Origin of the sequence: Halomonas sp. IOP_31, assembly GCF_021151495.1 — a bacterium.
GTDB classification, from domain to species: Bacteria; Pseudomonadota; Gammaproteobacteria; order Pseudomonadales; family Halomonadaceae; genus Modicisalibacter; species Modicisalibacter zincidurans.
The window spans coordinates 1-22,484 of the sequence record NZ_JAIRBP010000037.1; the positions used below are offsets into that span (position 1 = coordinate 1).

Consider the following 22,484-nt stretch of genomic DNA (forward strand, 5'->3'; position numbering starts at 1 on the left):
TCGCGGCGACGCAGTTACCTTCGACTACGGGGCCATGGCTTACCCCGACTCGGACTTCCACCGAGTTGTGTGCACGCCTTCACGGGCGCACTGGGAGGGAACTTGTTCCCGATTGGCGCCGGTAGACGCACCGGAAATCGCTGAATGGCGGGGCGCTCGACCTGTAGCGGACGCGAGGTGCATGGTACAACGTATTTTCATTCGCTAGCGGAACGCCCATGACACGTACCCGACACGATCGTCCCGGCCTGCAGATACGCCTGGTCGCCGACCGGGACGTGGTGCTGGGCCCCGGCAAGGCGGCGCTGCTCGAGGCGATCGACGCCAGCGGCTCGATCGCCGCCGCGAGCCGGACCCTGGGCCTGAGCTACAAGAAGGCCTGGCAACTGATCGATACCATGAATCGCCATCTGCCCGGGCCGGTCGTGACCACCGCCAGCGGCGGCAACCAGCGGGGCGGCGCCGGACTGACCCCGCTGGGTCGCGAGGTGGTCGAGCGCTATCGCGCGCTGCAACGCACGCTCGATGCCGCCCACTGCGAGGAAGCCAGGTCCTTGCTGGCGCTCGTCGACCGGCGCCAGGCCACGCCGCACTGAGCGTCATTCCATGCGGGCTTGGCTCCACGTGGGCTTGGCAAGTCGCGCTGCGCATTCTACAGTGAACCCGCTATATCCATTTATACATAACGGAATTCACCATGGCCACCCTGCCGGCAAGAGTCACCCACCCGCGTTGCCGCCCTTCACTGCCGGGCATCGCCGGGCCGTGGCTGCTCATCGCCGTGCTCATGGCGGCACTCGGCCTGGCCCCGACGGCACGCGCCGAAACCAGCGTGTACATCTACGCCGCGGCATCACTCGGCGACGCGCTGGACGCGGCCATCGCCCGCTACGAGGCCCGCCGCGGGGTGGACATCGTGCCGGTCTACGCCGCCTCCTCGACCGCCGCACGCCAGATCGCCAACGGCGCCCCCGCCGAGCTGTACTTCTCCGCCAACGAGCGCTGGATGGATTGGCTCGGCGGACAGGGCATCGCGCTGACCGAGCGCAGCGACCTGTTGCACAATCAGCTGGTGCTGATCGCTCCGCGCGACGGCGACACTCGGCCCATCACCCTGGGCGCCGGGAACGCGCTGGCGGCGCGGCTCGGCGATGGACGCCGCCTGGCGGTGGGCGATCCCGCCCACGTCCCGGCCGGCATCTACGCCAAGCAGGCCCTGCAGTCGCTGGGCGAATGGCAGGCGCTGAAGCCGCGCCTGGCGCGGGCCGACAACGTGCGCGCCGCGCTGGCGCTGGTCGAGCGCGGCGAGGCGCCGCTGGGCATCGTCTATCAGACCGACGCCCGCGCCAGCGACCGGGTCCGCGCACTCGCCACCTTCCCCGCCGACAGCCATACGCCGATAACCTACCCGCTGGCGCTGGTCGGCGAGTCGCCCAGCGACGCGGCCCGGAATTTCCGCGACTGGCTGGCCAGCGAACAGGCGTTGGCGATCTTCAAGGACTTCGGCTTCGCCACGATCAAGCCGGGCGAGCGCTGATTCCGTCATGCCGCCACTTTCGGAAGTCGAGCGCGAGGCCATCGCCATCAGCCTCAAGGTCGCCGGCAGTGCGGTGGGCTGGATACTGCTGCCGGGCATCGCTCTGGCCTGGCTGCTGGCGCGTCGCGATTTTCGCGGCAAGGCGCTGCTCGACGGCATGCTGCATCTGCCGCTGGTGCTGCCGCCGGTGGTGGTCGGCTATCTGTTGCTGCTCTCGCTCGGCCGTCAGGGCTGGCTGGGCCAGTGGCTGGATCGACTGTTCGGGATCAGCCTGCCGTTCACCTGGCAGGGCGCGGCGATCGCCGGCGGGATCATGGCGTTTCCGCTGCTGGTGCGCGCGGTGCGGCTCTCGCTGGAGGCCGTCGATCCCAAGCTCGAGGCCGCCGCCAGCACCCTGGGCGCCAACCGCTGGCGGGTGCTGGCGACCATCACCCTGCCGCTGGCGCTGCCCGGGGTGATTACCGGCACCCTGCTGGCCTTCGCCCGGGCGCTGTCGGAATTCGGCGCCACCATGACCTTCGCCGCCAACATCCCCGGCGAGACGCGCACCCTGCCGCTGGCGCTGTACAGCCTGATCCAGACCCCCGGCCAGGAGGCCGCCGCCGCTCGGCTGAGCGTGCTGTCGATCGCCATCGCCATGCTCGCACTGCTGGCCTCGGAGTGGCTGGCCCGGCGCGCCCGGCGACGCATCAGCGAGCGCGACGGATGAGCCGCCTGCACGACGCCGGCTCGGGGGGGCTGGCGCTCGACGTGACCCAGCGCCTCGGCAACTTCGAACTGGCGGCCGAGCTGGCGCTGCCGGCCAGCGGCGTGACCGCGCTGTTCGGCGCTTCGGGCAGCGGCAAGACCAGTCTGCTGCGGCTGATCGCCGGTCTCGACAGCCCCGACAGCGGGCGTATCCGACTCGCCGGCGAGACGCTGGTCGATACCCGGCGCGGCGTGTTCGTGGCCGCGCATCGCCGCCGCCTGGGGGTGGTCTTTCAGGAAGCCCGGCTGTTCCCGCATTACCGGGTACGCGGCAACCTGAGCTACGGCATGCCGCGCGCCAATCGCCTGCCGGGTGGCGCTGCGAGCGCCAATTTCGAGACCGTCGTCGCGCTACTGGGCATCGGGGCGCTGCTGGATCGCCTGCCCGGCACCCTCTCGGGCGGCGAGGCACGCCGGGTGGCGATCGGCCGGGCGCTGCTGAGTCAGCCACGCATGCTGCTGCTGGACGAGCCGCTGAGCGGGCTCGACGCGCCGCGCAAGCGTGAGCTGTTGCGTTACATCGGCGAGTTGGCGAGGCGCGTCGACATTCCCATCCTGTTCGTCAGCCATGTCCCCGAGGAACTCACCGCGATCGCCGATCACCTGGTGGTGCTCGAACACGGCCGGGTGCGCGCGCAGGGCCGCCTCGAGGAGCTGTTGCTGCGCTTCGACCTGACCGAGCAGTTGGGCGGCTTCGATGCCGCCTCGCTGCTCGAGGCGCACCTGGCCGACCATGATGAGCGCTATGCGCTGAGCACGCTGCGCCTCGCCGACGGCCAGACGCTGACCGTGCCCCGGGTCGATGCGCCATTGGGCGTCCGGCTGCGCCTGCGCGTGCCGATCCGCGATGTCGCGCTGGCCCTGACGCCCCTCGCGCACACCAGCTTCCGCAATCAGCTCGCGGCCAGCGTCGAGCGCATCGACCGACCGGACAGCGAGCGGGCCGGCGAACAGAGCGCCGTCGAGGTAGGCCTGCGCCTCGGCGAGCAACCGCTACGCGCGCGCCTGACGCGCAAGTCCCTCGACGAACTGGGGCTCGAGGAAGGCATGCCGGTGGTCGCGCTGGTGCGCAGCGTGGCCTTCGCCGAACGGCTGACATGAATCCGCGTCGCGCAGACATGCAAGAACGGCCGCCGGAATGTCCGGCGGCCGTCGATACGACGTCCGGCGCAAGCGTCGGCGTCAAGCTATTCGAGGCGCTTACTTGGTCTTGCTGGCGGCGGTCTTGCTGGCCGTCTGAATGTTGTCCTCGACCAGCTTCTGGCTCTTCTGAGCGAAGTCCTGGTTCAGGGCAACGACCTTCTCGGCGTCGTCCTTGAAACGCTCGCCCAGATCCTTGGCCGTCTTCTGCTGCTGCTGGACGTAATTGCGCAGGCCTTCGGCATCGCGTACGTCGAGCATCGAGCGGGCCTGACCCAGGTAGGTGTCGGTGCAGGCCTTGGCGAAATCGAGCTGGGTGTTGAGCACCTTCTCGGTGTAATCCACGGTCATTGCCGCGTAGGCGCGCGCCGGGCCGAGGAACATCGATTCCAACTGCTGGGTTGCCTGGTCGAAATTGTTGCTGGTCGCCATGATTCACCTCCGTGAGTGATGGTTGGCTAAACTCGGAGGGTTGCTCTGAAGCACCTTTGCTCAAAGGGCTTCGACCTCCGCTGCAATGCAGCATAGCAAAGTCATTGCTGCATTGCAACATCCCCTTCCATGATGACATCGGGTATCGAGTATAATCCGCGCGGCGATGCGCTCGAACGCGGGTACCAGGCATTGGCACCCTGCCACTGGCCGCCGATGCAGCGTTTAATCAACGCGGCAGCAAGCGCTTGTCGCTCCTACGCGTCGCGCTGTAAGGTCTGGCGACGACTCTCGTCGCACCAGTCACACCGTGAAGAGCGTTGCCGGCCAAGGTTGGGCGGAGCCCCGGCATATCCGCCTTGGCCGCAAGCACACGAGTGCAACACCACAACAAGACGCTTACGAGGAATTCTTCCTTGATTCGAATCGACAACGTCTCCAAGGCGTTCGGCGGCCTGCAGGCGGTACGGGGCGTTTCCTTCGAGGTGACGCAAGGCAGCATCACCGGGCTGATCGGCCCCAACGGGGCCGGCAAGAGCACGCTGTTCAATATCGTCGCCGGCCTCTTTTCGCCTTCCAGCGGCCGCGTGCTGCTCGATGGCCAGGACATCACCGGGCTGCCGCCGCATACGCTGTTTCACCGCGGCCTGGTGCGCACCTTCCAGATTCCGCATGAATTCTCGCGCATGACGGTGCGCGAGAACCTGATGGTGGTTCCGCCCGACCAGAGCGGCGAGAACCTGTTCAACACCTGGCTGCGCTGGGGCAAGGTCAAGCGGCAGGACAGCGAGGTGCTGGACCGCGTCGACGATGTGCTCAAGTTTCTCGAGATCACCCACGTCGCCGACGAGCTGGCCGGCAACTTGTCGGGCGGTCAGAAGAAGCTGCTCGATCTGGGCCGCACGATGATGACCGACGCCAAGGTGGTCTTGCTCGACGAGCCCGGCGCCGGCGTCAATCGCACCCTGCTCGGCAAGATTCGCGAGGCGATCCTGCGGCTCAACCGCGAGCGCGGCTACACCTTCTGCGTCATCGAACACGACATGGACCTGATCTCGGCGCTGTGCGAGCCGGTTCACGTGATGGCCAACGGCGCGCTGATCGCCTCCGGCTCGATGGAGGCGCTGCGCCGGAACGAGGAGGTCCGCGAGGCCTATCTGGGCGGTGGCGCCAGCGGCCGGATGGGCGAAGCGACCGGCAAGCCCGCAACCGATCAAGGAGCGCCCTCATGAGCAGCCTGCTCGAAGCCAAGGGTCTCTACGGCGGCTATGGCGGTGCCGACATCCTCAAGGGCACCGACCTGCGCGTGGAGAGCGACGAGATCGTGGTCATCGTCGGCCCCAACGGCGCCGGCAAGTCCACCGCCATGAAGGCGGTGTTCGGCCTGTTGCGGATTCGCCAAGGCCAGATCCTCTACCATGGCGAGGCGATCACCAACTCAAAGCCCGAACAGATGGTTCGCCGTGGCATCGCTTATGTGCCCCAGGAGAAGAACGTCTTCCCGTCGATGACGGTGCGCGAGAACCTCGAGATGGGCGCCTACCTGATGAAAGGCGACCTGTCCAAGCGCCTCGACACGGTCTACACGCTGTTCCCCAAGCTCGCCGAGCGCCGCCGCCAGCAGGCTGGCCTGATGTCCGGCGGCGAGCGCCAGATGGTCGCCATGGGCCGCGCGCTGATGATCGATCCGCAGCTGTTGATGCTCGACGAACCCACCGCCGGCCTCTCGCCGCTGCTGATCGACGAGACCTTCGAACGCATCCGGGAGATCAACGCTCAGGGCATCGGCGTGCTGATGGTCGAACAGAACGCCAAGCAGGCACTGGCCATCGCCAGCCGCGGCTACGTGCTGGCCACCGGCAGTAACCGCCACGAAGACACCGGCCCCAACCTGTTGGCCAACCCGGAAGTCGCCGAAATGTTCCTGGGAGGCTGAACCATGTCCGATATTCTGCAACTGCTCGTCTACGGCCTGATACTGGGCAGCGTGCTGACCATGGGCGCGATCGGCGTGTCGATGATCTTCGGCATCCTGCGCTTCGCGCACTTCGCGCATGGCGACTTCATGACCCTCGGCGCCTACCTGGGGCTGTCCTTCATCTCGGCCTTCGGGTTGAGCGCATGGTGGGCGCTGCCCGCGGCGATGGTCGGCATGGCGGTGATCGCGGTATTCATCGACCAGGTACTCTATCGGCGCATTCGCCGCACCCAGCCGGTGATCCTGCTGATCGCCTCGTTCGGCATGGCGCTGATCCTGCGCAGCCTGGTGCAGCTGATCTGGGGTTCCAACAACCAGACCTACGCCTCGGGCATCCAGTTTCCCTGGCGCCTCGACTGGCTGGGCGGGCTGCGCCTCAAGCCCGATCAGCTGTGGATCATGCTGATCTCGTTGGGCCTGGTCGCCGGCGTGCATCTGTTCCTGACGCGTACCCGGCTGGGCAAGGCGATGCGCGCGATGTCCGACAACATGGACCTGGCGCTGGTCTCGGGGATTCCCGCCGAGCGTGTGATCATGGTCACCTGGGTGATCGGCGGCGCGCTGGCGGCGGCGGCCGGGGTATTCCTGGGCATCGACACGCGTCTGCACCCGGTGATGGGCTGGACCACGCTGCTGCCGGTATTCGCCGCAGCGATCCTCGGCGGCATCGGCCGGCCCTACGGTGCCATCGCCGGCGGCATGATCATCGGCGTGTCGATGGAAATGTCGACGCTGCTGATCCCCGCCGCCTACAAGCCCGCCGTGGCCTTCGCGATCATGGTCGGCATGCTCATTCTGCGTCCGCAGGGTATCTTCAAGGGGACTGTGTGATGGAATTCACCGGCATCGCCTCGTACCTGGTCTCGTTTCTGACCTTCGCCGGCGTCTACGCCGTGCTCGCGCTGGGCCTCAACATGCAGTGGGGCTTCACCGGCCAGTTCAATATCGGCATCGCCGGCTTCTTCGCGGTCGGCGCCTATACCAGCGCGATCCTCACCACGCCGTCGAGCCCCGCCTACCTGGGCGGCTTCGGCATGCCGTTTCTGGTCGGCCTGGCCGGCGCGATCGTCGCCTCGACGCTGCTCGGTCTGATCGTCGGCCTGATCACCGCGCGGCTGCGTACCGACTACCTGGCCATCGCCTCGATCGGCATCGCCGAGATGGTCCGGCTGTTCGTCAAGAACGAGGACTGGCTGACCAATGGCGTACGCGGCATCGCCGGCATCGACCGGCCGCTGGCCGGCACCGCGCTGGATAGCCCGTTCGCCTATCTGGTGATCGTGGCGCTGTTCGTCGCCGGCGTGTACTTTCTGGTCGAGCGCGCCTACGCCTCGCCCTGGGGCCGCGTGCTGCGCGCCATCCGCGAGAACGAACCGGCCACCGCGGCGGCCGGCAAGTCGATCGCCGGCTTCCGGTTGCAGGCATTCGTGCTGGGCTCGGCGATCATGGGCCTGGGCGGCGGGCTGTATGCCCACTTTTTCGGTTTCCTGAGCCCCGAGGCGTTCATGCCGCTCTACGGGACATTCCTGGTCTGGGTGATGCTGATCGCCGGCGGCAGTGGCAACAACCGCGGCGCGATTCTCGGCGCCGTGGTGGTGTGGGGCGTATGGTCGGGCACCGCGCTGCTCACCGACCTGCTGCCCACCGAGTACGCCACCCAGGCCGCGGCACTGCGCGTGCTGTTGATCGGTGTGCTGCTGCAGGTAATTCTGGTCCTGCGTCCCGAGGGGATCCTGCCCGAGAAGCCGCCCAAGCTGCTCGCCAGGAAACGCTGAGCCGCAACCGGCCTGCGCCCATCACGACAACGCCCGGCCTAGGCCGGGCGTTGTCGTTGAGGATCATCGCGACGGCCAGGCGACACTCGATCGCCTGGCGCGCGTTGCTTACATCTTGGGCTCGAAGATCCGGTTGGTGACGACCTTGCCGTCCTTGAAGGTCCACTCGCCGAAGGTGCCGGGCACGTCGCCGTTGTCGTCGAAGTTGACCGAGCCGGAGGCGCCCTGGTAATCGATCTCCTTGCCCGCCTCGAGCAGCTTGACGGCCTTCTCGAATTCGCCCGGGCCGACCTGCTCGCCCGGCGGGTTGGCGACCGCGCGCAACTGATCGCGGATCGCCACGCTGTCGGTGGTGCCGGCCGCCTGAGCCGCCAGCGAGAGCAGATAGAAGGCGTCGTAGGCGGTATCCAGGTAGGGCTTGGGCGGCAGCGAGCCGTATTCACTTTCGTAGGCACTGCTGAAGTGCTGGGCCCCCGGCGAGTCGGCGCGGGCCTGCGGCACGGTGCCCACCGAACCTTCCAGGTACTGCGCGCCCAGATTGTCGACCAGTTCGGGGGCCTTCATGCCGTCGGTGAAGACGAAGTTCCTGAAGAAACCGCCCTCCAGCGACTGGCGCAGGATGGTCTGGCCGTTCTCCGGGTAACCGACCAATACCAGCGCTTCGGCGTCGTCGTTGGCGGCCTGCTGAAGTTCGCCGCGGTAGGCCGCCTGGCCCTGCTCGTAGGCCACCGACGCGGAGACCGTGCCGCCCGCCTTCTCGAAGGCCTGGGTGAAGGCTTCGGCAAGCCCCTTGCCGTAGTCGTTGTTGATATAGATGATGCTGACGTTCTCGTAGCCCTTTTCCTGGGTCACTTCGGAGAGCGCCACGCCCTGGAAGGCATCCGACGGCACGGTGCGGAACAGGAAGTCGCCATCATTCAGCGAGGTGATCACCGGCGAGGTCGAGGCGCTGCTGATCTGCGGCACCTGTTCGGGCTTCGAGACGCTCTGGGCCACAGGGATGGTCACCCCGCTGGAAAGCGCGCCTAAAATCGCGTTGACGCCTTCGATGTTGACCAGCTTCTGGGCCGCGGCGACGCCCGGCTGCGGCGAGGTCTGGGTATCGCCGCTGCTGATTGCAACGTCCTCGCCGAGCACACCGCCGGCGGCATTGATCTCCTTGGCGGCGAGTTGCGCGGCCTTGAGCGCGGGCTCACCATAGCTTTGCAGATCGCCGGTCAGCGGCACCAGCACGCCGATCTTGAGCGGCGCGGCCAGGGCGGAAAGACTGGTGGCCAAGGCCACCGCGGAAATGGCACCGATAAGCGGTTTCTTGACGGTCATGGCAGAGACTCCTTTGCTGACCTTGATTGTTGGTTGATCGGTGGGCGTGACCCTTCATTGACATCAACCCGTGGTCCAGCATAAGCGGGTCGCTGGCAATAGACAAAGCACCGCGTAGCGCGGCAGTCAACGCTCGCCAGGCGTGGCAACGAGGGAGTCGCGCATGGCCGGGCAATTAGTTAGCATGTTAATACTTACCGCGGATCGTCACCTCGCCGCGTAACCAGCCAAGGACGCGCATGGGACTTCAGGAAATCGCCCTCGGCGGCATCTATCTGAGCCCCTTGCTGGGCTACGCGCTAGTCGGCTTCATCAGCGCCGTCATCGTGCGCAGTTGCCTGCATCGCCTCCTGCGCCAGCATATCCTGTGGTACGAGGCGTGGTTCGATGCCGCCCTGTTCATCATCTTCATGGCGCTCGCCGCCTTCCTTTTTTCCGTTCTCGGTGAGGCTAGCTAGTCGATGCGCACGTCGTTACGCATTCTCATTACCCTGCTGATCGTCGCCATCGCCATCGCCGCCGGGCTATGGCTGTGGCACTACTATCTCTACACGCCGTGGACCCGCGACGGCCGCGTGCGCGCCAACGTGATCACCGTCGCCGCAGACGTCTCCGGCTGGGTCGACACGTTGGCGGTGCAGGACAATGCCCGCGTCGAGCAAGGCGAGGTGCTGTTCACGATCAATGACGCGCGCTTCCAGGCAGCGCTCGAACGCGCCCAGGCGGTGGTCGACCAGCGCCAGGCGACTCTCGATCTCAAACGCAACGAGCAGTCCCGGCGCCAGCGCCTCAGCCGCCAGGCGATCAGCGCCGAGGATCGGGAGATCGCCCGCATCGACACGCGGGTCGCCGCGGCCAACCTGGCCCAGGCCCAGGCCGACCTGGAAAGCGCGCGCATCGACCTTGAACGCACCGTCGTCAAGGCGCCGGTGACCGGCCATATCCTCAACATGCACCTCAATGCGGGCAATTACGTCAACGCCGGTCAGGGCACGATGGCACTGGTCCAGGCGGATTCCTTCTATGTCACCGGCTATTTCGAAGAGACCAAGATGCCGTTCATCGATCTCGGCGACGCCGCCGTGGTCACGCTGATGAGCGGCGACACCCGCCTGCGCGGACATGTCGCCGGCATCGGACGGGGCATCGCCAACACCAACACCTCGACCAATAGCGAGCTGTTGCCCCAGGTCCAGCCGACCTTCAACTGGGTGCGCCTGGCCCAGCGCATTCCGGTGCGCATCGCCCTCGACGACGTTCCCGAAGACGTCCTGTTGAGCGCCGGGATGACCGCAACGGTGCGCATCGTCGACGCCGCCGGCAAGTGAGCTCAGCCTGATGTCGGCTTTCCTCGATGCCTACCTGACGCCCTCGGCGAGCGCCGTCAAGTTCGCCATCAAGGCTACCCTGGCGATGTTCCTGGCGCTCTACCTGGCGCTGTGGTTCGATCTTGACCGTCCCTACTGGGCGCTGATCTCGGCGGCTTTCCTGCAGATCCGCCCGATGAGCGGCATGGTCGTCGAGAAGGGGCTGTGCCAGATCGGCGGCACCGCCATCGGTGCGGTGGCCGGCATCGCGATCATGGCACTGTTCGTTCAGGCGCGGGTCCCGGCGCTCATCGCGCTGACCGCCTGGATCATGCTCTGCACCTATGGCAGTTCATTGCTGCGCAACAACTTCTCCTACGGCTGCATCATGGCCGCGGTGACCGCGATGCTGATCGTGGTGATCGCCGGCAGCAACCCGGCAAGCGTCTTCGAGGTAGCCGTCGCGCGGCTTTCCGAGCTCGGCCTGGGGGCGATCTGCGCGACCCTGGTCAGCTCGCTGCTGTGGCCCTCGCGGGTCAGCGACCATCTGGCCGCCCAGGCCGATAACGTGGTCAACCAGGCATTCGTCCAGGCCGCGCAGCGCCTCGAGGCCAGCGACGACGAAGCGGCGCTGCAGGCCTCGCTGACCGGTAGCCTGGAGCCGCTGACGACGCTCGAGACCGACAGTCAGGCGGCACGCTACGAGGGCCCCGTGGGCAAGGGCCGGGTGCGCGCCACACATGTGCTGACCCGACGTACGCTCCGTTTTTTGGCCACGCTACAGGCCATGCAGCGCCTGTTGCGCGATCACGACACGCGGATCGATGACGATATTCGCCAACTCATCGCCGAGATCGCCGCGGGCTTTCGTCAGGCCGAGCAGGCCAGCGGCGTGAGCGCGGCCCGCGAAGGGCTTCAGGCCCTGCGCCACCGCGCTCACCGGCAGGACACCGCCAACCTTGCCCCGCTGCAGCGACGCATCGTGCTGGGGCTGCGCGAGGCGCTCGGTCACGCCATCGTGATGCTCGACGCCCGCGAGGCGATCACCCGCCCCCGCGACCGTCAGCTACGCAGCGGCCAGCTGTCCTGGCACCGCGACCACCTCGCCGCCGGCGTCAACGCCCTGCGCGCGGGTATCGTGTTCGCCAGCCTGGCGACGTTCTGGATACTCACCCATTGGTCCAACGGTCAGGTGGCGATGCTGCTGGGCACGCTGTTCTCGGCGTTCTTCGCCAGTCGCGACAATCCGATCGCGCTGACCCTGGCGTTCTTCAAGGGCATGCTGTTCGCCCTCCCCAGCGCCTTCCTGTTCGGTCACGTGCTGCTTTCGCAGGCCTCGGGCTTTGCGTTGCTGGCATTATTGCTCGGCACACCGTTGTTCCTCGGCCTGCTCGGCGCCGGCAACCCCAGGACCATGGGCCACTGCCTGGCGTTCACCATCTTCAATATCCTGCTGATCATGCCCGGCAATGGCATGGACTTCTCGTTCGACAGCTTCGCCAATCGCGCCATCGGCGTGATCGTCGGGCTCAGTGCAGTGGTGATGAGCTTTCGGCTGTTGCCCGGCTTGGGTGCGACGCTGCGCCAGCGGCGCCTGGTCGCTTCGATCAGCCGCGACCTGCGGCGCATCGATCGCCACTCGCGTCACGCCACCGAGACGCGCTTTGCCGGGCGCATGGCCGATCGCATCCTGTCGATGGCCCGCCACGACGACACGCTGCCGGAACAGCAACGCTACCTGCTCGCGCTGGGCCTGACCGGACTCGACATGGGCAACAGCAGCCTGCGCCTGCGTTCATGGCTGGACGACACGCCCCACCCCGCGGTGAAGCGTGCCCAGCGCCGCGTTCACCAAGCGCTGGCCGAGGCCTACGCCGACAGCGCCGTCGGACGGCCCATCGGTGACGGGCTGCCCCGGGCCGCGCAAACCCTGCAGGAAGCCGTCGCCCGCCATGACGCCTTGCCCGGGGAGCAGCGGTCGCTGTTGCAGGGTCTGCTCGAGCGTCTCGAGCTGACTCTCAGGCAGCAGGCCGAGCGCCAGACGGCGAGGGATCGCTGAGTCTCGATCGGCGTCGCGTCACCAGAGATGGAGCATTTCTAATCGAACAGGTGCTTGCGCGCCTCCGCATCCATGCTCACCCCATCCTGCCGGTTGATCTTATCGACACGCGCGCAGCCGCGCTTGACGCCATCGGCCGGATAACGATCGACGATCGTCGGAATCCGGTTGCTGGGGCGATCTCCAGAAATTCGGCGCTGAACTGCTCCCCCCGATAACCGGCTTCAGTTGGCGTAGGCGCCCTCGATATCGACGATGCGCATGGCGTTGCGTCCCAGTCCGCCATGCACATCGAGCATGCGCTCCATCCAGGCGTAGACCGGGTCGGCGTTCGACACCAGATCGGCAGTCGAGACGCAGCGCGCCCACATGAAGCTGCCGAACAGCAGGTAGTCGGCAGCGGCCGGCGCCTCGCCATCGACGAAATCCGCCTCACCGAGCCGCCCGCGCAGCGGCTCCAGCGCCTGGTCGAGCTGGCTCAGCCCGCGGCTCGGCGCATGAACCTCCTCGAGGGCACGGCCGAAAGCCTTCTCGCGGGTCTCGCGGAAATACTCGCGGTCGCGCGGATCAAGGGCGTTGTACAGATCCATGACGATGGTCTTCATCATCCCCGGAGCCAGGCTGCGTTCGGCATAGAACTTGAGAAAGCGCGCCCGAGCTTCTGCCTCGCCGCTGCCCAGCAACGGCTTGTCGGGGTAGGTGCGGTCGAGATAGCGAAAGATCTCGTAGCTGTCGGTCACGGTCTGCTCGCCGTCGACCAGCACCGGCACCTTGCCCTGCTCGGAAAAGCCGATCGCCGGCTTGTCGGTGAAGTGCCAGGGTCGGGTTTCGTAATCCAACCCCTTGTGGGCCAGCGCATACTTGACGCGCCAGCAGTAAGGAGAAAAGCGCAGATTCTCGTCGATACCGCACAGGTCATACAGTACTCGTGGCATAGCATCCTCGGCATCAGCAGCGTTGTCTGCAGACGCTACCATCATGCCCGCGATGCCGCCACTCCTTGTCCAGTCGGTCCTGATTGCTATCCATTAGTCTAATCGGCTTACCTTGCCCTGCCCTTTCGGACCCCGGCAAACTAGCAACAAAACCCTATTCTCCTTTTTTTAACAATGACATGGCAGGAAAATCCAGAGGTACCCTTATATTGGTAAGACCAATTGGCCATGATTAGCAAAAGCGTCCATTTCCGATTATCGTGCCCACACCTGCCCGGTCAGGCAGGCCTACCACTAAAACACCGGACATATCGTGCCAAGTGTGACGCTGCACCAGAACAAGAGGAGCCGTGCCTGATGAATCAAACACTGCTTGCAATACTCGCCTTCCTGCCATTGGTCTTGGCGGGGGTCTTACTGATCGGCTTTCGGATTGCGGCTCGCACCGCGATGCCTATCGTGTATGTGGTTACGGCGCTGATCGCCCTTATCGCCTGGGATATGACGTTCACCCGTGTAGTGGCCTCCACTTTCCAGGGCCTGATATTGACCGTGGCGATACTCTGGATCATCTTCGGCGCCATTCTGCTGCTCAATACGCTCAAGCACTCGGGCGGGATCGCCGCAATCCGTAACGGCTTCTCCGGGGTGAGCCCGGATCGCCGCGTTCAGGCCATTATTGTTGCCTGGCTGTTCGGCAGTTTCATCGAGGGGGCGTCAGGCTTCGGCACGCCGGCCGCCGTGGCGGCGCCATTGATGGTGGCGCTGGGCTTTCCAGCATTGGCCGCCGTCGTGGTCGGCATGATGATTCAATCCACGCCGGTCTCTTTCGGTGCTGTCGGCACGCCGATCGTGGTGGGCGTCACCGGCGGCCTCGATAAAGCCGGCATAAGCGAGGCGCTGACCACCGGCGGCTCCAGCTGGGGCGCCTATTTTCAGTTGATCACCTCCGAGGTGGCGATCATCCACGCCATCGTCGGGCTTTTCATGCCGCTGATCATGGTCACGGTCATGGTGCGCTTCTTCGGAGCCAACCGCTCCTGGCGCGAGGGCCTGGAGATAGCTCCGTTTGCACTGTTTGCCGGTGTCTGTTTCGTGGTTCCCTATGCGCTGGCCGGGGTCCTGCTGGGGCCGGAGTTCCCGTCGATGATCGGCGCCATGGTCGGCCTGGCAATCGTCGTTCCGGCCGCGCGTCGGGGCTTTTTGATGCCCAGGACAACCTGGGACTTTCCCGAGTCATCTTCCTGGCCGGACGAGTGGATCGGCAAGCTGGACATCAAGCTCGACCAGGTGGCCGGGCGTGCACCGATGTCGGTGTTCATGGGTTGGCTACCCTATGTGCTGCTGGCCGTATTGCTGGTCATCTCGCGCACCGTGGCCCCAGTCAAGGAAGCGCTGCTCTCGTTGAGCTTCGGCTGGAGCGGCATCCTCGGCGAGAGCGATATCTCAGGGAGCCTCGAACCGCTCTATCTGCCCGGCGGGATCCTGGTCATGGTAGTGCTGATTGCCATGGCGCTGCATCGCATGCGTGGCCAGCAGGTACAGGCCGCCTTCTCAGAGTCGACCCGTGCGCTGCTGGGTGCCGGTTTCGTGCTGCTGTTTACCATCCCCATGGTACGCATCCTGATCAACTCCGGCGTCAACCAGGCCGACCTGGTTTCCATGCCGGTGGCCATGGCGCAGTTCGTCGCCGATAGCGTTGGCGGTATCTATCCCCTCTTCGCTCCAGCCGTAGGGGCCTTGGGTGCCTTCATTGCCGGCTCCAATACGGTATCGAACCTGATGCTCTCCGATTTTCAGTTCAGCGTTGCCGAGGCGCTCGAACTGTCCACGGCGATGATGGTTGCACTGCAAGCTGTCGGCGCCGCGGCCGGCAACATGATCGCCATCCACAACGTGGTCGCGGCATCAGCTACGGTTGGCCTGCTCGGCCGTGAAGGCACGACCCTGCGCAAGACCATCCTGCCGACGCTGTACTATGTGACTTTCACCGGCCTGCTGGGCTTGATCGCCTTCTACGCACTGGGTATTGGCGACGCCTTGAAGATCAGTTGATATCCTTATCATCAATGCTCTGCCCCGGCTAACCCGGGGCAGTTTTTTATAGATCGTATTGGTCGTATTGGTCGTATTGGTCGTATTGGTCGTATTGGTCGTATTGGTCGTATTGGTCGTATTGGTCGTATTGGTCGTATTGGTCGTATTGATAGTGCGATAGGGCTTGGAGGCGTTTCGCGCTGTAGCCATCTGGCAGCGGCCAGCACACGGATCAACCGATCCGCTCCAACTGCCCCGCATGGCATCGGCCGCGTTCGACATAGCTCTGCGCATTCTTTCTGAGGCCTTCCACAGCCTCCGCAGATAGCTCGCGCACGATCCGGGCCGGTGCACCGACAATCAGCGAGTTATCCGGAAAGCTTGCGCCTTCCTTGACCACGGCCCCCGCTGCGACCAGGCAGTTGCTACCGATGCTCGCACCGTTGAGAATTACTGCCTGAATTCCGATCAAGCTGCCATCACCGATGGTGCAGCCATGCAGCATTGCCTGATGGCCGACCGTGACACCATTGCCTACCGCCAGGGGGAAACCCGGATCGGCGTGCAGTACCGCCCCGTCCTGGATATTGCTGCCCTCACCGACTTCAAGATGCTCGGTATCGCCACGCAGCACCGCCTGGTACCAGATGCTGGCATTGCGTTTCAGGGTGACTTGGCCGATCACATCAGCTGTCTCGGCGACGTAGACGCCCTCTTCGATGACCGGTATCCATTTTGCATATCTGTAGATCGTCATACGGCTTCCTCCCGAATCGTTAGATGGCACGAACGGCCGAGCCAGCTAAACGGGCCGATCTTGTCTCGAAAATACCTGGCGGGCGGAGCAGATCAAGCCAGCGCCCGCTCCAGGAGCCGGGCCACATGCAGGGCCGTTCGCCCGCTGCCGTCATGGATCTGATGGCGACAGCTGGTGCCATCGGCCACTAGCACCGCATCGTTATCGGCGTCACGGATCTTCGGCAGAAGAGACAGCTCGGCCATCTTCATGGAGGCGTCATAGTGCTCTGCCTCGTAGCCGAAGCTGCCGGCCATGCCGCAGCAGGAGGACTCGATTGTCTCCACCTCGAGGCCGGGAACCCACGCCAACACCTGTTCGACCGGGCGCACGGCATCGAAGGCCTTCTGGTGGCAGTGGCCATGCAACAGGGCCCGCGGGTGGTTCAGCGGCTTGAGCTCAAGTGCCAGCTCGCCGGCATCATGAGCTTTGACCAGGAATTCCTCAAAGAGGTAGGCCGACTCGGACAGGGCCTTCGCCTTTGCACCGAAACCGTACTGCAGAAACTCATCACGCATGCTCAGCAGACAGGAGGGCTCGAGACCGACGATCGCCACCCCGCGCTGTACGAATGGCATCAAGTGATCGAGAGTGCGCCGCGCCTCGGCCTTTGCCTTGTCAAATTGACCGGATGATAGGTAGGTACGTCCGCAGCAAAGCGGCCTTTCCCCTTTGCTAATGTTGAGATGCACCCAGTAGCCGGCCGCTTCCAGCACCCGTTTGGCAGCTCGGGCATTGTCGCCCTCCATGTAGTTGTTGAAAGTATCGACGAACAGCAGCACCTCGCGGGTGTCATCAGCCAATTCAGCGGTGTTCCCATGGCGCGCCAGAAAGTTGCCTTCGAAGGCCGGCAGGGCACGCTCGGGAGCCAGGCCCAGCGTCCGCTTGATGCCGCGCGCAATAAATGGCACCCGTTCGGCGGCCTCGAGCAGGCTGGACAACTTGCTGGCCCAGGGCGCGTAGCGCGGCATCTCGCCGACCATACGGTCCCGCAGCGCGAGCCCTCTGGTCCGGGCTCGCGCAGTTCGCGCCTCGATCTTGAACTTGGCCATGTCGACGCCGGTCGGGCAGTCGCGCCTGCACCCCTTGCACGACACGCACAGATCGAGCGCCTCCTTGACCTCGTCACTGGCCAGGCCCGCCTCGCCGAGCTGGCCGGAGAGCACCAGGCGCAGGGTGTTGGCGCGCCCACGAGTCAGGTGCTGCTCGTCTTCAGTGATGCGATAGCTCGGACACATGGTGCCGGCATCGAACTTGCGGCAGTGGCCGTTGTTGTTGCACATTTCCACCGCCATGGCCAAGCCATGAGTGGGATCTCCGGCGCTGCCCGGCTTACTCTGCTCGCCGGTCAGCGGGTCGCGCTTGACGTTCCAGGGCGTCCAGTCGAACGCGGGGGTGAGCGGAATCGTCTGATAATGCCTGGGGAACCGAAAGTAGCGCTCGTCGTCCATCCGCGGGGTATCGACGATCTTGTTGGGGTTGAACAGATTGGCAGGGTCGAAGAGCTGCTTGATCTCCTTGAAGGCGGCATTGAGCGCCGGGCCGAACTGCCAGGCCACCCACTCGCCACGGCAGATACCGTCGCCATGCTCCCCCGAGTAAGCCCCCTTGTATTCGCGCACCAGCGTCGAGGCCTCCTCGGCGATCTCGCGCATCTTGCGCGCGCCGTCGCGTCGCATGTCGAGGATCGGCCGCACGTGCAGGGTGCCTACGCTGGCATGCGCGTACCAGGTGCCCTCGGTACCGTGCTTGTGAAACACCTGGGTCAGCTTGTCGGTGTACTCGGCGAGGTTTTCCAGCGGCACCGCACAGTCCTCGATGAACGAGACCGGCTTGCCGTCGCCCTTCATGCTCATCATGATATTGAGCCCCGCCTTGCGCACATTCCACAGCGCCTTCTGCTCGCCGGCGTCGGGCATGTCGACCACGCAGTCAGGCAGGCCCAGATCGGCCATCAGCTCGTTCAACTGGCGCAGGCTATCAAGCAGCGGCTGACGCTCCTGGCCTGAAAACTCCACCAGCAGTACTGCTTCGGGCTTACCGGTCAGAGCCTTCACGATCACCGGCCGGAACGCGGGATTCTCCAGCGACAGCTCGATCATGGTGCGATCGACCAGCTCCACCGCGGATGGCTCAAGCGTGACGATATGCTGAGTCAGATCCATCGCCTGGTAGAAGGTCGGGAAGTTCACCACCCCGAGAATCTTGTGCTCGGGCAACGGCTCGAGCTTGAGCGTAAGCTGCCGGGTCAGGCCCAGCGTGCCCTCGGAACCGACCAGCAGGTGGGCCAGGTTGACCCGACCCTCGGCGTCATAGGGCCGCGGGTTCTGGCAATCGAACAGGTCCAGGTTGTAGCCGGCGACGCGGCGCAGCACCTTGGGGAAATGCTCGCGGATAGAGGCGTTCTCGCGCTGGGCGATGTCGCGAACGCGCTGGGCGATGTGGCGCAGCCTGGCGTCGTCGGGCAACTCGTCGAGCAGGCCGAACGAGGCCGGCGAGCCGTCCGCCAGCAATGCGTCGATGCCCAGCACGTTGTGCACCATGTTACCGTACTTGATCGAACGCGACCCGCAGGAGTTGTTGCCGGCCATGCCGCCCAAGGTGCACTGGGCGCTGGTGGAGACATCGACCGGAAACCACAGCCCGTAGGGCTTGAGCCAGGCATTGAGATGATCGAGGACGATGCCGGGCTCGACGATGACGGTATGCCGTTGCTCGTCGAACTCGACGATGCCGTTCAGCCAGCGGCTGGTGTCCAGCACCAGCGCTTCGCCCACGGTCTGGCCGCACTGGCTGGTACCGGCGCCCCTCGGCAGCACCGGCATGCCGGCGTCACGGGCGATATCCAGCGCTACTGCCAGATCCTGCTGATGACGTGGAACGACTACACCGATCGGCATGATCTGGTAGATCGAGGCATCGGTGGAATAGCGCCCCCGGGAGGCCTGATCGAACAGCACCTCGCCGGCGATTTCACGCTGCAGGCGAGCGGCCATCTCCGAGACAGGCCGGATACGGGCGTTGCGAGGCTGTGAGCGCTTTGCGGATAACGAGGTCATCGTGTCTTCCCTATGCGGCTTGCGACGATCGCGCTGTTAACGATTGGCATCGAGCGGATGGCGAGCGAAACAGTCCAGCGCCGCCAGTACGCCGCTGTCCTCGAGCGGCACTCCGGCAAGCTTCATGCCGGCTTCGCAGCCACCGAGGGTGGCAATCAGCGTCAGGTCGTTGCAGTCGCCCAGATGGCCGATACGGAACATGCGCCCCTTGGCCTTGCCCAGTCCCATGCCCAGCGACAGATCGAAGCGCTCGTAGATCAGCTTGCGAACGGCATCGGCATCGACGCCGTCCGGCATGACGACGCCGGTCAAGACCGGGGAATAAACGGCGGGGTCCTGACATTGGATTTCCAGCCCCCAGGCGTTGACCGCAGCGCGTACACCGGCGGCCCAGCGCTGGTGACGCGCCAGCACATGCTCGAGTCCTTCGCCCAGCAGCATGTCGAGGGATTCATTCAGGCCATACAGCAGGTTGGTATTCGGCGTATAGGGCCAGTAGCCATGCTTGTTGGCCTCGAGGATCTCGTCCCAGGCCCAGAAACTCTTGGGCAACCGCGCCGACTTGCTTGTCTTGACGGCCTTGTCGGACAGCGCATTGAAACTGATCCCCGGGGGCAGCATCAGGCCCTTCTGGGAGCCTGAAATCGTTACATCGACCCCCCACTCGTCGTGGCGGTAATCGGCACTGGCCAGGCCGGAAATCGTATCCACCATCAACAGCGCCGGATGGCCGGCAGCGTCGATGGCGCGGCGTACGGCAGCGATATCGCTGGTGACGCCGGTCGAAGTCTCGTTGTGAACCACGCAGACCGCCTTGATCTCGTGATCAATATCTTGCTTGAGACGTGCTTCGATCATGTCGGCCTGCACCCCCTGCCGCCAACCCTGATCACCAGGCAGCCACAGAAACTCGGGCTCGATACCCAACCGCCGAGCCATCTTCTGCCATAGCGTGGCGAAGTGGCCGGTCTCGAACATCAGCACCTGATCGCCCGGCGACAGCGTGTTGACAAGCGCAGCCTCCCAGGCGCCCGTGCCGGAAGCCGGGTAGATGATCACCGGGTTCTCGGTCTTGAAGATTTGCTTGATCTTGACCAGCAGTTCCAGTCCCAGCGCACCGAACTCGGGGCCACGATGATCGATCGTCGGCAGGCTCATCGCCCTCAAAATGCGATCCGGTACCGGTGAAGGACCGGGGATCTGCAAGAAGTGACGCCCGGTGGGGTGAAAATCGAGGTTCAGCATGGCAGCTCTCCGATTCGTTATTTTTGGATAATGAATGCAATATGGACGTCAAAAAATTACTTGATGCAGCCCTCAGCCCTCAAGCGCTCAAGCTCCTCGCCCTGAATACCCAAGGTGGACAGCACTTCATCGGTGTGTTGCGCGAACAGCGGTGCCGGTTGGCGAATCTGTGACGGCGTACGCGAGAATTTGCTGGGGAAGCCGATCGTCTTCATCTTGCCGATCTTGGGGTGCTCGATTTCCTGCACCATGCCCCTGGCCAGGTAATGCTCATCCTGCATGGCCTGGGCAAAGTCGTTGATCGGACCGGCCGGCACCCCGGCTGCATCACAACGTTCGAGCCAGTCGTCGACATCGCGATCGGCCATGATCCCCTCAAGCAGCGACTCGAGCTCCTCGACATGCTGGCCACGAGCGTGGTTGGTCAGGAAGCGCTCGTCGGCCAGCAGATCCTCCCGCCCCAGCACGCCCTGGGCGAACCGCTCCCAAGTGCGCTGATTGGCACAACCAAGCATCAGGTAGCCGTCGCGGGCCTTGACCGCCTGGTAAGGGGCCGAGACTCGGTGTCTCCAGCCAGTGGGCTCGGGCACCTTGCCTTCGGCGAAGTAGGCCGCCGCCTCCCAGGTATACCAGGGCAGACCACATTCGGTGATGGCAATATCGATGTGCTGGCCTTCGCCGCTTTGCATCTTGTGTATATAAGCGGCCAGTATCGAATAGACCGCCGTAATGCCGGCACCGATATCGTAGACGGCGATGCCCGTTTTCAGTGGCCGGCGTCCCGGTTCACCGGTCATCGACATCAGCCCGGTCATGCCCTGTGCCACCAGGTCGAAGCCGCCCTTGTGTCGGCTGGGACCAGTTTGGCCATAGCCGGAAATCGAGCAATAGATAATGCCGGGATTGGTGGCCTTTATCGTGTCGTAATCGATTTCCAGTGACTGGGCCACCCCGGGGCGATAGTTCTCGACGATGACATCGACCTCTTCGGCCAGGCGATAGAAGATTGCCCGAGCACGCTTGTCCTTGAGATTCAAGGAAATGCTCTTCTTGTTGCGATTGATCTGTGAAAAGCAAGTCGATTCGTCGTTGACATAAGGACCCATCTGCCGGCTATCATCGCCGCCGTTGACCTTTTCCACCTTGATAACCGCGGCGCCCATGTCGCCCAGCACCATGGTGCAATACGGGCCGGCCATGATTTGCGACACGTCGAGTACTTTCAAGCCATTCAAAGCAAGCATCGAATCTCTCCCTGGCAGCAGCCAGGACCGGTCATTTTCCAGTCCAGGCGAAAGGCGTCTTGTTGATGAACTTGTTGACTGCAGCCTTGAAGTCATCGCTCATGTAGCAAGTGATGACCCAATCGTCGCCGGCATCGGCAGCCGCTCTTCGCTGGGCCACTACCCGCCCTACCAGCGCCTTGCTGGCCTGCAGCGTGAGCGGCGCCCGGAAAGCGAACTCGGCGGCGATCGACGTCACTTCATCAGCGATCACCTCCGCCTCGAAGACGCCGTTGACCAGGCCTGCCTGCTGCGCCTCATCGGCATTGAGCAGCTTGGCCATCATCAGCACTTCCTTGGTGCGGGCGATGCCGACCATGTCGATCAGCCGCGAAACGTTGGTGATCGATAGGGAATTACCCAGCGTTCTGGCGATCGGCACGCCGAATTTCAGTGATGGCGTGCCATAACGAAAGTCACAGGCCATGGCCAACGCCGCCCCACCGCCGACACAGTAGCCTTCGATCATGGCAATGGTGGGCTTGGGTAAAGCCTCCAGCTTACCCACGACGCGGTCGATACGCCGCTCGTACCCAGTCGCATCTTCCGGCGCTTTAAAGGCAGCGAACTGAGTAATATCGGTTCCCGCCACGAAGGCTTCACCGCCGACGCCATGCAGCACGACTGCATGCACGCCATCGTCGTCCGCAAGCCGCTCGCAGACCTTCTCCAATGCGTCGTACATATCCCAGGTCATGGCATTGCGGCTTTCGGGCCGGTTGAAACCGATCCAGGCCACTCCTTCGCCTACTTCGAAAAGAAGGTTGTTACCACTCATCGTGATTCTCCGTTGATATTGCCGCCGCTGGCGTAGGCTGACGTGTCAGGTTT

General features: G+C 64.4%; 21 protein-coding genes. 12 read left to right on the forward strand and 9 right to left on the reverse strand.

Annotated features, from left to right (window positions below; translation table 11 throughout):
• Positions 1–218 precede the first annotated feature (218 nt).
• From K7I12_RS15050 to modC, 4 genes are all read left to right on the forward strand, one after another.
• A complete protein-coding gene (locus K7I12_RS15050; RefSeq protein ID WP_031383994.1) occupies positions 219–596 on the forward strand; it encodes a winged helix-turn-helix domain-containing protein in 378 nt (125 codons plus the stop codon).
• Between the two features lie 101 nt (positions 597–697).
• Positions 698–1,537, forward strand: a complete 840-nt coding sequence (gene modA / locus K7I12_RS15055) for a molybdate ABC transporter substrate-binding protein (RefSeq protein WP_084173469.1) — start codon at positions 698–700, stop codon at positions 1,535–1,537.
• A 7-nt stretch (positions 1,538–1,544) separates the two neighbouring features.
• Positions 1,545–2,246 (forward strand): molybdate ABC transporter permease subunit, encoded by a 702-nt coding sequence (modB, locus tag K7I12_RS15060; protein WP_031383996.1) that lies wholly within the window; start codon positions 1,545–1,547, stop codon positions 2,244–2,246.
• Entirely contained in the window at positions 2,243–3,385 is a 1,143-nt protein-coding gene (gene modC, locus K7I12_RS15065) for a molybdenum ABC transporter ATP-binding protein (RefSeq protein ID WP_031383997.1), read from the forward strand. Before modB ends, modC begins: the two co-directional genes overlap by 4 nt.
• Before the next feature lie 99 nt (positions 3,386–3,484).
• On the opposite strand, the gene K7I12_RS15070 is transcribed toward modC, so the two are convergent.
• Positions 3,485–3,856: a phasin family protein gene (locus tag K7I12_RS15070; RefSeq protein WP_031383998.1), complete on the reverse strand. Its 372-nt coding sequence runs from the start codon at positions 3,854–3,856 to the stop codon at positions 3,485–3,487.
• A gap of 416 nt (positions 3,857–4,272) precedes the next feature.
• Here K7I12_RS15070 and K7I12_RS15075 point away from each other — a divergent pair, with 416 nt between their 5' ends.
• The 4 genes from K7I12_RS15075 to K7I12_RS15090 are packed head-to-tail and all read left to right on the forward strand — an operon-like array spanning position 4,273 to position 7,609.
• Positions 4,273–5,088, forward strand: a complete 816-nt coding sequence (locus tag K7I12_RS15075; RefSeq protein ID WP_031383999.1) for an ABC transporter ATP-binding protein — start codon at positions 4,273–4,275, stop codon at positions 5,086–5,088.
• Positions 5,085–5,792: an ABC transporter ATP-binding protein gene (locus K7I12_RS15080; protein ID WP_031384000.1), complete on the forward strand. Its 708-nt coding sequence runs from the start codon at positions 5,085–5,087 to the stop codon at positions 5,790–5,792. Before K7I12_RS15075 ends, K7I12_RS15080 begins: the two co-directional genes overlap by 4 nt.
• A gap of 3 nt (positions 5,793–5,795) precedes the next feature.
• Complete coding sequence (locus K7I12_RS15085; protein WP_031384001.1) at positions 5,796–6,665, forward strand: branched-chain amino acid ABC transporter permease; 870 nt, start codon at positions 5,796–5,798, stop codon at positions 6,663–6,665.
• A complete protein-coding gene (locus K7I12_RS15090) occupies positions 6,665–7,609 on the forward strand; it encodes a branched-chain amino acid ABC transporter permease (protein ID WP_031384002.1) in 945 nt (314 codons plus the stop codon). Before K7I12_RS15085 ends, K7I12_RS15090 begins: the two co-directional genes overlap by 1 nt.
• 108 nt (positions 7,610–7,717) lie before the next feature.
• Here the strand turns inward: K7I12_RS15090 and K7I12_RS15095 are convergent, their stop codons facing one another.
• A complete protein-coding gene (locus K7I12_RS15095) occupies positions 7,718–8,932 on the reverse strand; it encodes an ABC transporter substrate-binding protein (protein WP_231664599.1) in 1,215 nt (404 codons plus the stop codon).
• 239 nt (positions 8,933–9,171) lie between these two features.
• Here K7I12_RS15095 and K7I12_RS15100 point away from each other — a divergent pair, with 239 nt between their 5' ends.
• From K7I12_RS15100 to K7I12_RS15110, 3 genes are read left to right on the forward strand one after another with little or no spacing between them, the layout of a single operon-like run.
• On the forward strand, positions 9,172–9,390 hold the full coding sequence (locus K7I12_RS15100; RefSeq protein WP_231664600.1) for a DUF1656 domain-containing protein: 219 nt from the start codon (positions 9,172–9,174) through the stop codon (positions 9,388–9,390).
• A gap of 3 nt (positions 9,391–9,393) precedes the next feature.
• Positions 9,394–10,260, forward strand: coding sequence for an efflux RND transporter periplasmic adaptor subunit (locus K7I12_RS15105; RefSeq protein WP_231664601.1), 867 nt, complete (start codon positions 9,394–9,396; stop codon positions 10,258–10,260).
• A gap of 10 nt (positions 10,261–10,270) precedes the next feature.
• Positions 10,271–12,298, forward strand: coding sequence for an FUSC family protein (locus K7I12_RS15110; RefSeq protein ID WP_231664602.1), 2,028 nt, complete (start codon positions 10,271–10,273; stop codon positions 12,296–12,298).
• A gap of 224 nt (positions 12,299–12,522) precedes the next feature.
• Here the strand turns inward: K7I12_RS15110 and K7I12_RS15115 are convergent, their stop codons facing one another.
• Positions 12,523–13,233: a glutathione S-transferase N-terminal domain-containing protein gene (locus K7I12_RS15115; RefSeq protein ID WP_031384007.1), complete on the reverse strand. Its 711-nt coding sequence runs from the start codon at positions 13,231–13,233 to the stop codon at positions 12,523–12,525.
• A gap of 357 nt (positions 13,234–13,590) precedes the next feature.
• Here K7I12_RS15115 and K7I12_RS15120 point away from each other — a divergent pair, with 357 nt between their 5' ends.
• Entirely contained in the window at positions 13,591–15,288 is a 1,698-nt protein-coding gene (locus K7I12_RS15120) for an L-lactate permease (protein ID WP_031384008.1), read from the forward strand.
• 11 nt (positions 15,289–15,299) lie between these two features.
• Here the strand turns inward: K7I12_RS15120 and K7I12_RS17735 are convergent, their stop codons facing one another.
• The 6 genes from K7I12_RS17735 to K7I12_RS15145 all read right to left on the reverse strand — a co-directional run bounded on the left by K7I12_RS17735 (position 15,300) and on the right by K7I12_RS15145 (position 22,431).
• Positions 15,300–15,536, reverse strand: coding sequence for a hypothetical protein (locus K7I12_RS17735; protein WP_442908069.1), 237 nt, complete (start codon positions 15,534–15,536; stop codon positions 15,300–15,302).
• On the reverse strand, positions 15,503–16,027 hold the full coding sequence (locus K7I12_RS15125) for a gamma carbonic anhydrase family protein (protein ID WP_231664603.1): 525 nt from the start codon (positions 16,025–16,027) through the stop codon (positions 15,503–15,505). The genes K7I12_RS17735 and K7I12_RS15125 overlap by 34 nt, the downstream gene beginning before the upstream one ends.
• 92 nt (positions 16,028–16,119) lie before the next feature.
• Entirely contained in the window at positions 16,120–19,125 is a 3,006-nt protein-coding gene (locus tag K7I12_RS15130) for an FAD-binding and (Fe-S)-binding domain-containing protein (RefSeq protein ID WP_231664604.1), read from the reverse strand.
• Between the two features lie 36 nt (positions 19,126–19,161).
• On the reverse strand, positions 19,162–20,370 hold the full coding sequence (locus K7I12_RS15135; protein WP_031384011.1) for a pyridoxal-phosphate-dependent aminotransferase family protein: 1,209 nt from the start codon (positions 20,368–20,370) through the stop codon (positions 19,162–19,164).
• A gap of 56 nt (positions 20,371–20,426) precedes the next feature.
• Entirely contained in the window at positions 20,427–21,614 is a 1,188-nt protein-coding gene (locus K7I12_RS15140) for a CaiB/BaiF CoA transferase family protein (protein ID WP_031384012.1), read from the reverse strand.
• Positions 21,615–21,645: 31 nt separating this feature from the next.
• Complete coding sequence (locus K7I12_RS15145; protein WP_031384013.1) at positions 21,646–22,431, reverse strand: enoyl-CoA hydratase/isomerase family protein; 786 nt, start codon at positions 22,429–22,431, stop codon at positions 21,646–21,648.
• Positions 22,432–22,484: the final 53 nt, after the last annotated feature.

What these genes read in the sequence shown, in the direction of transcription:
- K7I12_RS15050 (WP_031383994.1), top strand. Translation starts at nt 219, where the DNA reads ATGACACGTACCCGACACGATCGTCCCGGCCTGCAGATACGCCTGGTC.
- modA (WP_084173469.1), top strand. Translation starts at nt 698, where the DNA reads ATGGCCACCCTGCCGGCAAGAGTCACCCACCCGCGTTGCCGCCCTTCA.
- modB (WP_031383996.1), top strand. Translation starts at nt 1,545, where the DNA reads ATGCCGCCACTTTCGGAAGTCGAGCGCGAGGCCATCGCCATCAGCCTC.
- modC (WP_031383997.1), top strand. Translation starts at nt 2,243, where the DNA reads ATGAGCCGCCTGCACGACGCCGGCTCGGGGGGGCTGGCGCTCGACGTG.
- K7I12_RS15070 (WP_031383998.1), bottom strand. Translation starts at nt 3,856, where the DNA reads ATGGCGACCAGCAACAATTTCGACCAGGCAACCCAGCAGTTGGAATCG.
- K7I12_RS15080 (WP_031384000.1), top strand. Translation starts at nt 5,085, where the DNA reads ATGAGCAGCCTGCTCGAAGCCAAGGGTCTCTACGGCGGCTATGGCGGT.
- K7I12_RS15085 (WP_031384001.1), top strand. Translation starts at nt 5,796, where the DNA reads ATGTCCGATATTCTGCAACTGCTCGTCTACGGCCTGATACTGGGCAGC.
- K7I12_RS15090 (WP_031384002.1), top strand. Translation starts at nt 6,665, where the DNA reads ATGGAATTCACCGGCATCGCCTCGTACCTGGTCTCGTTTCTGACCTTC.
- K7I12_RS15095 (WP_231664599.1), bottom strand. Translation starts at nt 8,932, where the DNA reads ATGACCGTCAAGAAACCGCTTATCGGTGCCATTTCCGCGGTGGCCTTG.
- K7I12_RS15100 (WP_231664600.1), top strand. Translation starts at nt 9,172, where the DNA reads ATGGGACTTCAGGAAATCGCCCTCGGCGGCATCTATCTGAGCCCCTTG.
- K7I12_RS15105 (WP_231664601.1), top strand. Translation starts at nt 9,394, where the DNA reads ATGCGCACGTCGTTACGCATTCTCATTACCCTGCTGATCGTCGCCATC.
- K7I12_RS15110 (WP_231664602.1), top strand. Translation starts at nt 10,271, where the DNA reads ATGTCGGCTTTCCTCGATGCCTACCTGACGCCCTCGGCGAGCGCCGTC.
- K7I12_RS15115 (WP_031384007.1), bottom strand. Translation starts at nt 13,233, where the DNA reads ATGCCACGAGTACTGTATGACCTGTGCGGTATCGACGAGAATCTGCGC.
- K7I12_RS15120 (WP_031384008.1), top strand. Translation starts at nt 13,591, where the DNA reads ATGAATCAAACACTGCTTGCAATACTCGCCTTCCTGCCATTGGTCTTG.
- K7I12_RS17735 (WP_442908069.1), bottom strand. Translation starts at nt 15,536, where the DNA reads ATGCCATGCGGGGCAGTTGGAGCGGATCGGTTGATCCGTGTGCTGGCC.
- K7I12_RS15125 (WP_231664603.1), bottom strand. Translation starts at nt 16,027, where the DNA reads ATGACGATCTACAGATATGCAAAATGGATACCGGTCATCGAAGAGGGC.
- K7I12_RS15130 (WP_231664604.1), bottom strand. Translation starts at nt 19,125, where the DNA reads ATGACCTCGTTATCCGCAAAGCGCTCACAGCCTCGCAACGCCCGTATC.
- K7I12_RS15135 (WP_031384011.1), bottom strand. Translation starts at nt 20,370, where the DNA reads ATGCTGAACCTCGATTTTCACCCCACCGGGCGTCACTTCTTGCAGATC.
- K7I12_RS15140 (WP_031384012.1), bottom strand. Translation starts at nt 21,614, where the DNA reads ATGCTTGCTTTGAATGGCTTGAAAGTACTCGACGTGTCGCAAATCATG.
- K7I12_RS15145 (WP_031384013.1), bottom strand. Translation starts at nt 22,431, where the DNA reads ATGAGTGGTAACAACCTTCTTTTCGAAGTAGGCGAAGGAGTGGCCTGG.